Source organism: Romboutsia lituseburensis DSM 797 (assembly GCF_900103615.1).
In the GTDB taxonomy this organism is placed as follows: domain Bacteria; phylum Bacillota; class Clostridia; order Peptostreptococcales; family Peptostreptococcaceae; genus Romboutsia_F; species Romboutsia_F lituseburensis.
Window position 1 is genome coordinate 393,109 of record NZ_FNGW01000002.1, and the last position, 13,285, is coordinate 406,393.

Annotated in this window: 11 protein-coding genes and 1 other annotated feature; of the genes, 1 reads left to right on the forward strand and 10 read right to left on the reverse strand. The window is 26.6% G+C overall.

Annotated features, from left to right (window positions below; all coding sequences use genetic code 11):
- Positions 1–23: 23 nt before the first annotated feature.
- From speD to BLP75_RS05015, 3 genes are all read right to left on the reverse strand, one after another.
- Positions 24–437 (reverse strand): adenosylmethionine decarboxylase, encoded by a 414-nt coding sequence (speD, locus tag BLP75_RS05005; RefSeq protein ID WP_092724430.1) that lies wholly within the window; start codon positions 435–437, stop codon positions 24–26.
- 22 nt (positions 438–459) lie between these two features.
- Entirely contained in the window at positions 460–1,950 is a 1,491-nt protein-coding gene (locus tag BLP75_RS05010) for an aminotransferase class I/II-fold pyridoxal phosphate-dependent enzyme (RefSeq protein ID WP_242872381.1), read from the reverse strand.
- Positions 1,951–2,361: 411 nt separating this feature from the next.
- Positions 2,362–2,793 carry a hypothetical protein gene (locus tag BLP75_RS05015; RefSeq protein WP_092724432.1) on the reverse strand — a complete coding sequence of 144 codons (432 nt, stop codon included), beginning with the start codon at positions 2,791–2,793 and terminating at the stop codon, positions 2,362–2,364.
- A gap of 120 nt (positions 2,794–2,913) precedes the next feature.
- Between BLP75_RS05015 and BLP75_RS05020 the strand changes: the two genes are divergently transcribed.
- The gene (locus BLP75_RS05020; protein WP_092724434.1) at positions 2,914–3,225 is read left to right on the forward strand and encodes a phage holin; all 312 of its coding nucleotides are present in this window, start codon (positions 2,914–2,916) and stop codon (positions 3,223–3,225) included.
- Positions 3,226–3,314: 89 nt separating this feature from the next.
- Here BLP75_RS05020 and BLP75_RS05025 read toward each other — a convergent pair whose 3' ends face one another.
- From BLP75_RS05025 to dnaG, 7 genes are all read right to left on the reverse strand, one after another.
- Positions 3,315–5,669, reverse strand: a complete 2,355-nt coding sequence (locus BLP75_RS05025) for an ATP-dependent DNA helicase (RefSeq protein ID WP_092724436.1) — start codon at positions 5,667–5,669, stop codon at positions 3,315–3,317.
- A 110-nt stretch (positions 5,670–5,779) separates the two neighbouring features.
- Positions 5,780–7,120, reverse strand: a complete 1,341-nt coding sequence (locus BLP75_RS05030; protein WP_092724437.1) for an MATE family efflux transporter — start codon at positions 7,118–7,120, stop codon at positions 5,780–5,782.
- A gap of 93 nt (positions 7,121–7,213) precedes the next feature.
- Positions 7,214–7,777: a tryptophan transporter gene (locus BLP75_RS05035; protein WP_092724439.1), complete on the reverse strand. Its 564-nt coding sequence runs from the start codon at positions 7,775–7,777 to the stop codon at positions 7,214–7,216.
- Between the two features lie 132 nt (positions 7,778–7,909).
- Positions 7,910–8,158: a binding site (T-box leader), on the reverse strand.
- A 93-nt stretch (positions 8,159–8,251) separates the two neighbouring features.
- The gene (locus BLP75_RS05040; RefSeq protein ID WP_092724441.1) at positions 8,252–9,349 is read right to left on the reverse strand and encodes a Nif3-like dinuclear metal center hexameric protein; all 1,098 of its coding nucleotides are present in this window, start codon (positions 9,347–9,349) and stop codon (positions 8,252–8,254) included.
- A 21-nt stretch (positions 9,350–9,370) separates the two neighbouring features.
- Positions 9,371–10,057 (reverse strand): tRNA (adenine(22)-N(1))-methyltransferase, encoded by a 687-nt coding sequence (locus BLP75_RS05045; protein WP_092724443.1) that lies wholly within the window; start codon positions 10,055–10,057, stop codon positions 9,371–9,373.
- A gap of 127 nt (positions 10,058–10,184) precedes the next feature.
- Entirely contained in the window at positions 10,185–11,348 is a 1,164-nt protein-coding gene (rpoD, locus tag BLP75_RS05050; RefSeq protein ID WP_092724445.1) for an RNA polymerase sigma factor RpoD, read from the reverse strand.
- 17 nt (positions 11,349–11,365) lie between these two features.
- The gene (gene dnaG / locus BLP75_RS05055) at positions 11,366–13,174 is read right to left on the reverse strand and encodes a DNA primase (RefSeq protein ID WP_092724447.1); all 1,809 of its coding nucleotides are present in this window, start codon (positions 13,172–13,174) and stop codon (positions 11,366–11,368) included.
- Positions 13,175–13,285: the final 111 nt, after the last annotated feature.

A 13,285-nucleotide genomic window follows, 5' to 3' on the forward strand; every position in this document is an offset into this window, starting at 1 on the left:
TTATTTATTTAGGTATATTTTATTTATATAGCTTCTGGCTTATGAGTAATTTTGCCTAAATCTTTTTTTGCGAATTTTTTAATTTTCGTAGTTAAACCTCTTGGTATTTCTGTAGATTCACTCTTCTCTGCTTTTAGAAGTTCTTCTAATAGTTCAAAACTTTTCCATGGATCTATATCTCCACAAGTAAAGAAATCAGCCGCTGCATAACCATACTCTGGCCATGTATGTATTGTTAAATGAGATTCTGCTATTATTACTGCACCTGAAACTCCCCATGGGTTAAAATGGTGGAATACTGAATCGACTATAGTTGCCTTTGCATTTAAAGCTGAATCATTCATATAATCTTCTATAAGTCTTGGATTCCTTAATATCTCCTCATCACAGTTGTAATACTCTACTAATATGTGTCTACCTAATGTCTCAAACTTCAAAATAACCACTCTCCTTATTTAATTATCTGTCTTTTATTACTAGTATAGTTTCAATACTTTTATCATTCATATCTGTCAAATGAGCCTTTTCATCTTTAAGCATCTTTATATAATCTATAATATCTTTTGTTATTATCTCTCCTGGTGCAATTATAGGAATTCCTGGAGGATAAGCCATTATAGACTCTCCGCTTATTCTATTTAAACTTAATTCTAGTTTAACAGCTTCTTTTTCTTTATAAAAAGCATCTCTAGGGTTTATTGCTATACTAGGCATAATTTCTTTTAATTTTATAGCATTCATGCTCTTATTCTTTTTATATACTTTAGAAATAGTATCTATCGCATTTATTAGTTTATCTATATCATATTTTGTTGTTCCAATAGATACCAATGCCAATATATTGTATAAATCACCTAATTCAACTTGTATATCAAATTTACTATATAATAAATCGTAAACTTCAAATCCAGTTAAGTTTATTCCTTTGGTGTTAATGCAAAGCTTCGTTTCATCTATATATCTGCATCCATCACTTTTTGTTAACTCTGTTGAAATAACTTTTATACCTTTAATTTTATTTAATTTATGTTTTGCATATCTCGAAAGATTTAGGGCGTTTGATAATTGATTTTCACCGTTTTTTTCGAGATTGTATCTAGCTCCATCTATACTTGACATTAATAGATATGATGCCGATGTAGATTGTAGCATATTTATACTTCGTCTTACCTTTCCTATATCTACATTTTTCTTATTGAATAATAATGCAGATGCTTGAGTTAAAGCTCCTCCTGTTTTATGTATGCTTACAGCAGACATGTCTGCACCTAAACTCATCGCAGATGGTGGAAGCTCTTTATTGAAAGGAAAATGAGCTCCATGTGCTTCATCTACCAACACAATAATATTTTTTTGTTTACAAATATTTATAATCTTTTTTAAATCTGAGCAAGCTCCATAATATGTAGGATTTAATAAAAATAAAGCTTTAATATCTTTATGATTGTTTATTTCTTCTTCTACCTTGTTAACATCTAAATTTAAACTTATACCTAATTCCTCATCAAACTCTGGTTGTACAAATACAGGACATCCGCCACTTAAAATTAGTGCATTGATAACTGATTTATGTATATTTCTCGGTAATAAGATCTTTTCATTTGGCCCTATCACACTTAATATCATTGCATGTATCGCTTGCGTTGTTCCATTTGTTATAAAAAAAGCTTGATCACAGTCATATGCTTTAGCTAATAGATCTTGTGATTGTTTTATTATTCCACTTGGATTTGAAACGTTATCCATTGTTGGAGACGAATTTATATCCATACTCATAATATGATTTCCTAAATAATAATTTAGAATATCCACTCCTTGATCTTTAACATGACCTGGAACATCAAAACAAGATAAATTCCTTAAGGAATAACTTTTTAAACTATTCAATAATGGTATATCTGATTGCTTAATATCTATATTTTCATCAACTTGATTTGTACATACTTGCAATTTAAATCCCCCCTATCAGCCTATATTTTAAAACCAAAGGTTATTATAACTATTTATTAAATTTACTATTATTAAACTTACCTTTTATATTATATTTTCATTTTTATTTTTTTGCAACTATTTTTTTTATTTTTTTGTTTTTTCATTTTTGCAATAAACCCTGTAGTACTAATGTTTTTTTTGATTTTATTTTTTTAAGTTTATATTAATTTATAATTTGTTTAGTATATCTAACTTTAAGTTAATATTATTTTATCGAAAGTTTAGTATATGTAACTTTATTTCAAATTTTATTTTTTTATTTTGTAAGCAATTTTAATATTTTTTAATTTAAATAAAAGTTGATTTTTCTTTAAATAAAATAAAAAAGAACTATATTGATATCAATATAGTTCTTTTTTATTTTATTATTTATTTTTCTTTTGATAAATCTTCTTCATAATAATCATATTTATCATACTCATTTTCTTTGTAAATCTCTTTATCTAATGCTATTTCATCTTTTTCTTCTTCTTTAATTTCCTCAGACTCTTTAACGTAACTTTCTAATTCTTCTTTAGATGAATGATTCGAATCATCAAAGTTTATTCTTCTAGAATTAAACTCTTTTACTTTTTCTTCTAATTCACTTTCTTCTTCATTTTCATAGTTATATATTTCATATTCACTATCTTCTAAAAATCTTTCTTCTTCTAATTCTTTATTAATTTTATGATTTTTTATAGCCCTATAAGAAAAATATGCTCCAACACCTGTCAATACTGCACCTGTGTATATCAACGCTTTTTTCCCTTTTTCTTCTGCTTCTTTTTTCATTTTTTTCTTAACTAAGTATTTTACCACGGTACTTTTCCTCCTTAACTGTCATATACTATATTGATAGTATTTGTATTATTCAAATAAAAATTATACTATTTTCAAATTACATTTTTTGCTATTTTATAAGAAAGGAGATAATATAACATGGATTCAACATTATTTAATTTATTATTGAGTTTAATTACATTAGTTATAACTGTTGGAGGCGGATATTTAGTTAATTTTCTAAGACATAAAATAGGAAATGAGAAACTTTCTAACTACTATCAAATAGCTAAACAAATAGTTATGGCTATAGAACAATCTAATCCTCAGTTAGCTGGTATAGACAAAAAAGAATTAGCTATAAATAAACTATTAGAGTTAACTCAAAACAAAATCACTGAGAATCAAGCACAAATACTAATTGAAGCTGCAGTTTATGATATAAAAAAATTACTATCTTCTTCTAATTAATATTTTTAAATATATTTCATATTATAATTTACTTTTTCAATCGAAAAAAATCTGTATATATTTTCATAAATATATACAGATTTTTTATATTAATTACTATCATTCCAAAATGCTTCACATATTTCTTTTACATGATTACTACTTTTTGCAATAGAATTTGGAAACCATTCTCTAGGAAACAAATATTGATATTTTTTTTGATTATATCTACTATCTAATAACATTATTATACCTCTATCTTCAGTCGTTCTTATACACCTTCCAGCTGCTTGTAACACCTTTATAAACCCTGGGTATGTATATGCATAATCAAACCCATTATTATTATTTTTATCAAAATATTTTTTTATTAAATCTCGTCCTGTCCCAATTTGCGGCATTCCTACACCTATTATTATTACTCCTATAAGCTTATCTCTAGTTAAATCAATTCCCTCAGAGAAGTGTCCTCCAAGTACACAAAACCCAACCCTAGTTTCTTCACTCGGATTATTAAACCCATTTAAAAACATCTCTTTTTCATCTTCGCTCATATTATCTTCCTGTACTACACAGCATATATTAGGATATTTTAAACATATTTTATCAAACACTAATTTCATATATACATACGATGGAAAAAATACCATATAATTTCCATTTTTAACTTCTACGCATGCCTTTATATACTCAACAACTTCATCAGATGTTTGTACCCTTTTATTGTATGTAGTATTTATATTAGTTCCAAAAATTATTTTTCTATTATCAACATTAAAAGGAGATTTCAAACTTATAAAATAATCCTCCTCCATGCCTAACATATGTTGAAAATATTCATTAGGAATTAACGTTGCAGAAAATATTATTGTAGATTTTATTTTTTTCATTATATTTTGTATTATATTAGAAGGGTCTATGCAATTAATTTCTACTTCTATATCATTTTGTTTTTTACTAAATAGAGTTATAAAATTTTCATCATAAAATTCTCCAATAGTTAAAAAACTATATACATCAAAATATAAATTTAATAAATCCTCATTTTTATCATTATTAAAACTTAAATATTCATCAACTTTTTCTATAAACGTTCTTAATAAGGTATATAGTTCTATTGGTTCTTTATCTAACTCTATATAATTTTGTAAATCTTTTGATATTTTTATATCTAGTTCCTTTTTTATTTTTACAAAATAAGAATTTATTTTATTTATAGCAGCTTCAATTTTTTTATCTTTACCTTTAATTTGTTTTTTTAATTCCATAAAATCTTTTTTGCTTAAACTTGCTGAATACATATTTCTAGCTCTATCCACTAAATTATGCGCTTCATCTATAAGAACTGTAAAATCATTTTTGCGATTATCAAAAAATCTTTTTAAACTTACTTTAGGATCAAATACATAATTATAATCACATATGACAACATCTGAGAATAATGCTAAATCTAAACTTAATTCAAATGGGCATAAGCAGTATTTTTCACTTAGATATTCAATAGTATTTCTACTGTAATCATTTTTTGATACTAAAATTTCTTTTAGTGCATTATTAATTCTATCAAAATACCCATTAGCATATTTACAGTATATAGGATTACAATTCACCTCATCCATTTTGCATACTTTTTCTTTTGCAGTTATAGTAGTGTATTTTATATTTAATCCTTTATTTTTCATAATACTAATTGTATTTTCACATACTTCTCTAGTTATTGTTTTAGCAGTTATATAAAAAATTTTTGAGGTGTGACCTTGACCCATAGCCTTTATTGTAGGAAATAACGTAGATATAGTTTTTCCAGTTCCAGTAGGAGCTTGAGCTAAACACTTCTTACCCTCAATAACACTTTTATATACATATACGGCTAACTCTCTTTGACCCTGTCTATAATTATCATAAGGAAAAGTCATATTTTCAATAGAATTATTTCTATTTTCAATATAATCCATTTCTAGATCTATCCATTTCTTATATTCTTCTATTAAATATAAAAAATCTTTTTCTAACTCATCTTTGCTATACTTATATCTTATATAGTTTATACTTGTATTTTCTATATTATAATATGTTAACTGTAATGTTATAGAATCTAGTTGATTTTCAAAACAATATATATATCCATAACATTTAACTTGAGCTAAATGTAAATTATTTATTTCATCATTATAGCTATTTACATCTTTTAGTGTTGTCTTAATCTCATCAATAATAATTTCATTATTTTCTATTAAAATACCATCTGCTCTTCCTTCTACTCGTATTTTAATATCATTATGTTCAAATTCATATTTTAAAGAAACTTCTGCGCTATAATTTTCATCATATGATTTTTGTATCATCTGATGAGCTCTTGTTCCTTCTATAGGCTTTATATTGCTTGAAATAGTATTATCTATACTTCCGTGTTTCATTATAAACTCTACAAGATTCCTTATAGAAATTCTTTTTTTCTTTTTCATATTTTACCTCTATATATTAATTCTTAATTTATATCTTATTATATATAAAAATTAATTAAAAATCATATAGTTTCGCTACAATTAAAAAATCATAGTATTAACTATGATTTTTATTCATATTTTAAAGTTTTAATTTTTTTGATTTTAATATAGGCATATGTTAATATAAAGGTCATCATTTCTGCAAATACAGCGGTTAGCCAAATCCCATTTACTCCAAATATTCTCGGCAATATTAAAACTCCTATTATAAGAAAGATAATACCTCTACTCAAAGATATAATATTTGATGCTACTGTATATTCTTTAGACTGATAATATGCTCCCATTACTATATTTAATCCCATTATTAAAAATGCTATAAAATAATATCTTATTGCATTTATAGTTATAAAAACTATTTCACCACTTTCTTTAGTAAATATTCTTACAATAGTTTGTGGAAATACAATTCCCGTTATATAAAATATAGATCCAACTATAAAAGCTGTTATTAAAGCCATTTTTTTTACTTTTTCAACTCTATCATATTTGTCTGCACCAAAATTTATGCTTATTATTGGTTGTATAGCTTGAGCAATCCCTGTGAATATAGCAGCAACAACTAATGCTACATTAGCTATTATACTATATGCACTTACCCCAACTTCACCTATCATTTTTAATAGAGATAAGTTAAATATAAATATAACTATACCAGATGATAATTCAATTATAAAACTAGGAGCCCCATTAGCTAAAACTCTTGTAACTCTTTTGAGGCTAAAATTAAACTTCGTAAATTTCAAATTGCACTTTTTAGAAACAAAATGAGTGCATAGTATTGATACATTTACTAAAGATGCTATTGATGTTGCTAATGCTGCTCCCTTCATTCCCATACCAAATGTAAATATAAATAAATAGTCTAATATTATATTTAATATACCGCCAGTGGATGTAGCTATCATAGCTAATTTTGGATTGTGATCATTTCTCACAAATGAAGATATTGTATGAGATAGTATATAACTAAAACTTAGAAAAAGAACCCCACTTAGATATTCTTTAACTAGTATTATAGTTTTTTCATCAGCACCTAATAAATATCCTATTTGTTCTTTATTAAATACACCTACTATAGAAATTATTATACCTGTAAAAAGTGAGATTACTAAAGTTTGAGTAAAAACCCTTTGTGATTCATCAATTTCACCTTTCCCAATACTGATACTAAGTGCTGTAGCTCCTCCCATACCAAATAGCAATCCTAGTCCATTAAATATATTAAATATAGGAATACATATATTAAGAGCTGCAAGCCCTTCACTGCCTATACCTCTGCCTATAAACATAGTATCTACTAATATACAAAATGATACTGATAACATACCTAATACACTATTAAATAAATATTTATAATATATTTTTTCTATTTTTCCATTTAGCAATATTTCTTTTCTATCACTCATTTACTGCTCCTTTGTAAATTTTTAGTATATTAAACTTTATAGTATTAGTATCTCGATATTTATAGTATATTAATCCTATATTTAATAGATTATTTAATACTTGCTATTAACGCTTTTATATCCTACCCTTGCCATAGAAATACTTACCGTCTTAAATAAAAAAATTCCAAATATAAGATTTATAAGTATAGCTGGAGCAACTGCTACCATAAATAGTGTTGTAAATGTTCCAGGAAGGCCAACTAAAACTTTAGCTACACTTAAAAATGTACATCCACTTATTAGTGTTCCTACCGGTAAAATAGCACTTATAACTATAATGTTCTGTTTCTTTGCATTTTGTTTTTTTATAAAAGAAAGCTTATACATAAATAACATAAACATATACATTATATTAACTGTTATAATTTTATCTGCTATATTAGGTATCTGACCCGCTGGAAATTTTGTTGTTAATGCTGTAAAAATCCCTGTAATTATACCTGCAAATAAGCAACTTTTATAATCCTCTTTATTTAAAATCATTATAGTAAATAACATTGTTAATGCTATATCAGGTTGTATTGGTAACCCTAGTGCTGGTGTGATTTGATGTAAAATTAATCCCATAGCTAAAAGTATTGAATTTAAAACCATTTTTCTTGTATTTGTTTTCATTATAATTCCTCCAGATATTTTTATTTTTTAAACGCCAATCTCCTAATGATTCTTTCTCTGATTCTAGTGTTCATACCATAGCTATCACCACCTTTGAAATAAATTTGGAAATAAAAAAACTCCGTCCTATATAAATAGGACGGAGATTATCCGCGTTGCCACCTAAATTATGTATAACAAAATAGCTATACATCACTCATTTTCAGGTACTATCATACCCTATTCGCTATAACGTGCGATACACGGCAAAGTCTACTTTAAGAAATTTCGATTTGCTCCTCAAAGGCCCATTCACTAAACTTTTTCTTGCTAAGATTCCACCACCCTCAGCTCTCTATTTTGAACCTACATTTAGCTACTATCCCTTATCAAAGGATTTATTTTTCATTAATTTTATAATATTGTAAATTTTTAATATTGTCAATCATTTTATATTAAGATTATATGCAAAAATTTAAATATCGTTCATAAAATCTAAATAGTCGTAAATGGATTTAAATAAATCTCACTTTTTATAACTTCAATTTCATCTATATTACATAAAAATCTTTCCATGACATCTTTAAATATGTCCTCTGTATCAAAATGACCACAATCTATAACATTCATACTCATGTCTAATGCATCTTGAGCATCATGATATTTCACATCACCAGTTATTATAACATCAGCTCCACTTCTTTGAGCTTTTTTAATCATATCCGCTCCAGACCCAGTTACTACTGCTACCTTTTTTATAGAAGAATTTAAATCTCCCACAACTCTTATATGCGACATATTTAGTTTTTTCTTTATATTATTGCATAACTCTTTTAAATTAATAGTGCTATCTAATTTTCCAATTCTACCTAACCCATATATTTTACCTTTATTTTCAAGCTTGTATATATCATATGCAACTTCTTCATATGGATGAGCATTTAGCATAGAATTGATAACTCCTCCTAATACCCTCTGTGGTACTATCGTTTCAATTTTAACTTCTTCTACAGACTCTACTTCACCTATTTGTCCTATATATGGATTAGTGCCTTCTAAAGGCTTAAAGTTGCCTATCCCCTGCGTACTAAAACTACAATTACTGTAATTTCCTATATGGCCTGCACCAGCTTTAGCCAAACTTTCCTTTACCTTTTCTACATGAGTAGTCGGTACATATACAGCTAATTTATATAACACTTCACTGCTCGTTATGTCTAATACCTTCGTTTCTTCTATCCCTATAATTTCCATAAAATAATCATTAAGCCCTTCGAATGCTATATCAAAATTGGTATGCATCGAATATAATGCTATATCATTTTTTATGAGTTTATGAATTAACTTTCCTTTTAGATCTGATGTGTTTATTTTGTTCATTTTTTTAAATATAAATGGGTGGTGAGTTACTATAAGATCTACATCTTTTGATATAGCTTCATCTATAACTTTTTCATTCGCTTCAAGAACTACTAAAATCTTCTTGATATCCATATCAAAGTCACCTACCAAAAGACCTACATTATCCCAATCATAAGCTAAGCCTAAAGGATATTTTTGTTCTACTTTCTTTATAAAACTTTTTAAATTCATAATAACATCCCCTTTATTATATTATTTTAACTTTTCTAATTTTTCTATTGCTATTTTACTTTCTTTGATTTTCTTATTTATACTTTCGCCTGCTTTATCCTCTATTTTTTTGATTATCGAGTTATACATAAATATCTTTTTGTCTATAAATTCATTTAATAAAGGATCTTTATTTTCGATTAGCTTTTTCCCAACTTCATAAAATATTTCGTCTTCAACTTGAGTGTTCTTAGATGTGTATTTCGCTATTATTATTTCATATAATCTAAAATCTTCTTTCACTAACACTTCATCCAGTATTTCATACCCATTATTTAGTAAATATTTTCTTAGTTCATTCTGAGCTTGCATTGGTTGTAGTATTAATTTATCTAAACTATGTGCTACTTCTTTTTTAGCCTCTAATAACTCACTTATTAAAATACCACCCATTCCAGCAATTATAATTTCATCTACTTCATTTTTTTCTAGTACTTCTATACCTGATCCTAATCTTAAATCAACCTTATCCATTAATCCATTATGTCTTACTTCTTTTTTTGCATTTTCTAAAGGTCCTTTATTTACATCAGCAAGTATAGCATAATCTATGTCACCTTTATTTAATAAATATACAGGTATATATCCATGATCTGTACCTATATCCGCAACTTTTTTTCCTTTTGTTACTAATGATGCTATCTTTAATAATCTATCTGTTAATTTCAATTTTTTCATCCTTTCACTTATGGCGTATTACTAAAATACATACATATATTATTTCTCATTTATAAGCAGCTATATTTGGAATTATAAAAAATTCGCCTTATTATAAAGGCGAATTTTTTATTTATCATTAATCTAAGTAATCTCTAAGTTTTTTAGATCTACTTGGATGTCTTAATTTTCTTAAAGCCTTAGCTTCTATTTGTCTTATTCTTTCTCTAGTTACATCAAACTCTTTACCTACTTCTTCAAGAGTTCTAGCCCTTCCATCTTCAAGTCCAAATCTTAATTTTAATACTTTTTGCTCTCTTTCATTTAAAGAACCTAAAACATCTTCTATTTGTTCTTTTAATAAAGAATATGCTGCAGCTTCTGCTGGAGCTGGTGCATCGTCATCCGGTATAAAATCACCTAAGTGGCTATCTTCTTCTTCTCCTATTGGAGTTTCTAATGATACAGGATCTTGAGCAATTTTCATTATTTCTCTTACTTTATCTTCTGTCATTTCCATTTCTTTAGCGATTTCTTCAGGCTTAGGATCTCTTCCTAGCTCTTGAAGTAATTGTCTAGAAACTCTAATTAATTTATTTATAGTTTCTACCATGTGTACTGGTATTCTTATAGTTCTAGCTTGGTCTGCTATAGCACGAGTTATAGCTTGTCTTATCCACCATGTAGCATAAGTACTAAACTTAAATCCTTTTTCATAATCGAACTTCTCAACAGCCTTTATAAGACCTAAGTTACCTTCTTGAATTAAATCTAAGAAAAGCATACCTCTTCCTACATATCTTTTAGCTATACTTACAACAAGTCTTAAGTTTGCTTCTACTAATCTTTGTTTAGCTAATTCATCGCCCTCATTCATTCTTCTAGCTAATTCTACCTCTTCATGCGGTTTAAGTAGTGGAATTTTACCTATTTCTTTTAAATACATTCTAACCGGGTCATCTATACTTATTCCTTTTGGAAGTGATAAATCTATAGCTTCTAATTCCATAGGTGCATCTTCTTTAGATAATTCATCTTCTACACCCTCTTCTAAAGAGTCTAAATCTAAATCATCATCTGCAGAAAAATCTATTTCAACTTTTTCCGTTTTAGTTTCAGTTACTTCGATACCTAAATTACCTAAAGTTTCATATAAATTTTCTATTTGGTCTTTATCTAATTCTGTTTCAGAGAAAGCTTCCATTATTTCTCCAAGAGTAAGAGATCCTTGTTTTTTTCCTTTTTCTATTAAACTCTTAGCCGTAACTCTTTTCAATTCTTTTTTATTATTTTTCTTTTCCACACTTAGACCTCCCTTCTTTATAACCTTTGTAACATTCTTCTTATTTCCACGATTTTTAAAGCAATTTCCATAATCTTACCATCTACCTCTTTCGCGTCATTAATATTTTTGTTATTTTCAAGTGTCTTTTGTTCTTCTAACAATCTATTCATTTTTTCATGAAGTGTATTTTTCTTTACATTTTTTATTATTTCATCAATACTTTTGACATTATCTAAGTTCATACTGTCTAAAGATATACTTTTTAAATCTTTCAGGTATTCTTCGGATATATTTAAACTTTCTATTTTGTCAATAGTTATTTTGTCCAATTCTTTATTTTTAATTATGTAATTTAAAATTTCTTTACTTTCTTCTAATATAAAATCATTCTCATCAACTTTTAATAAGATTAAATCTCTTAATTTCTTATCTTCTAATATGATTTTTATAAGATTTTCTTCAACTACTTTTTCTCCATTAGTAATTGTTTTTGGTTTTTCAATTATTTTTTCTTCTTTTTTGTTTTTATCAAATTTTTTATAACTGTTATTTAGTTTATTATAATTTTTTCCATATACTTCTCTTTTTATAGATTCTACACTTATATCGATTTGATTTGATAAATACTTTGTATAATAATCAATCTCAACAGCACTTTTTAATTCCTTTATTATTTTAGATGCTTCTTTAGCAAACTTTACTCTATCTTCATCCTTATGAATATCAAAACTACGTTTAAGATTGTCTATTTTATATTTTATTTGATGGGTAGAAGTGTCCATAGCCTTTTTAAATTCATTTAATCCATATTTTCTAATAAATTCATCTGGATCTTTGCTATCTTTTAAATTTAAAATTTTAACACTAATACCTAATTTACTTAGAATTTCTATAGCTCTTAGTGTTGCTTTTATACCTGCTTCATCTGAATCATAAGATATAATAGCAGTATCCGCATATCGTTTAATTAACATTCCTTGTTGTTCTGTCAAGGCTGTTCCTAGTGTAGCTACTACATTTTTTATTCCATATTGATAAATAGATATTAAGTCCATGTATCCTTCTACTAAAACTATAGTTCTATCTTTAATTTCTTTTCTAGCAAAATTTAGTCCATATAAATTTTGTCTCTTATTAAATATTAAAGTATCTGGAGAATTTAAATACTTTGGCATAGAATCATCTAAAACTCTTCCACCAAAGCCTATTACATTACCCCTATAATCAAATATAGGAAACATTACTCTATTTCTAAATTTGTCATAAAATTTATTACTTTCAAGCTTATGATTTATTAACCCACACTCTATTAACTCTTCCTTAGTATGACCTTTTGAAGTTAAGTGCTCCATAAGAGCATTCCATGAATCTAGTGAATATCCTAATCCAAATTTTTTTATAATTTTATCATCTAATCCTCTTTTTCTAAGATATTCATAGCCATAATTTTTGCTAGTTAACAAATTAGCCAAATAAAATCTAGCAGCTTCTACATGTATATCTTGAAATCTTTTTATTTTTTCCATTCTAATTCTAGATTCATTATCCATATTAGTATTGATTTCTATTCCATACCTTTTCGCTAACAATTTTACAGCATCCATAAACTCTAAATTTTCCATTTTCATGACAAAATTTATTACATCTCCACCTTCTCCACATCCAAAGCATTTATATATCTGTTTAGAGGTGTTTATGTAAAATGATGGTGTTTTTTCACCATGGAAAGGACATAATCCTTTATAATTCGCCCCAGATTGTTTGACCTCTATATACTGGGATATTGTGCTAACTATGTCGCATCTACTTTTTATTTCATCTATTATTTCTTTTATATCATTCATATTATCACCTTCTGGTGTAATTTTTTCTAACATTTCTATTTTACATTATATTCAAGATTTGTCAAATAGTCATTATACAGAATTCGACTTTTTTTGTTAATATCCTTCTTA

Coding starts and splice junctions, on each gene's coding strand:
- BLP75_RS05025 (WP_092724436.1), bottom strand. CDS start 5,669: ATGAAAAAGAAAAAAAGAATTTCTATAAGGAATCTTGTAGAGTTTATA.
- BLP75_RS05030 (WP_092724437.1), bottom strand. CDS start 7,120: ATGAGTGATAGAAAAGAAATATTGCTAAATGGAAAAATAGAAAAAATA.
- BLP75_RS05020 (WP_092724434.1), top strand. CDS start 2,914: ATGGATTCAACATTATTTAATTTATTATTGAGTTTAATTACATTAGTT.
- BLP75_RS05035 (WP_092724439.1), bottom strand. CDS start 7,777: ATGAAAACAAATACAAGAAAAATGGTTTTAAATTCAATACTTTTAGCT.
- dnaG (WP_092724447.1), bottom strand. CDS start 13,174: ATGAATGATATAAAAGAAATAATAGATGAAATAAAAAGTAGATGCGAC.
- BLP75_RS05040 (WP_092724441.1), bottom strand. CDS start 9,349: ATGAATTTAAAAAGTTTTATAAAGAAAGTAGAACAAAAATATCCTTTA.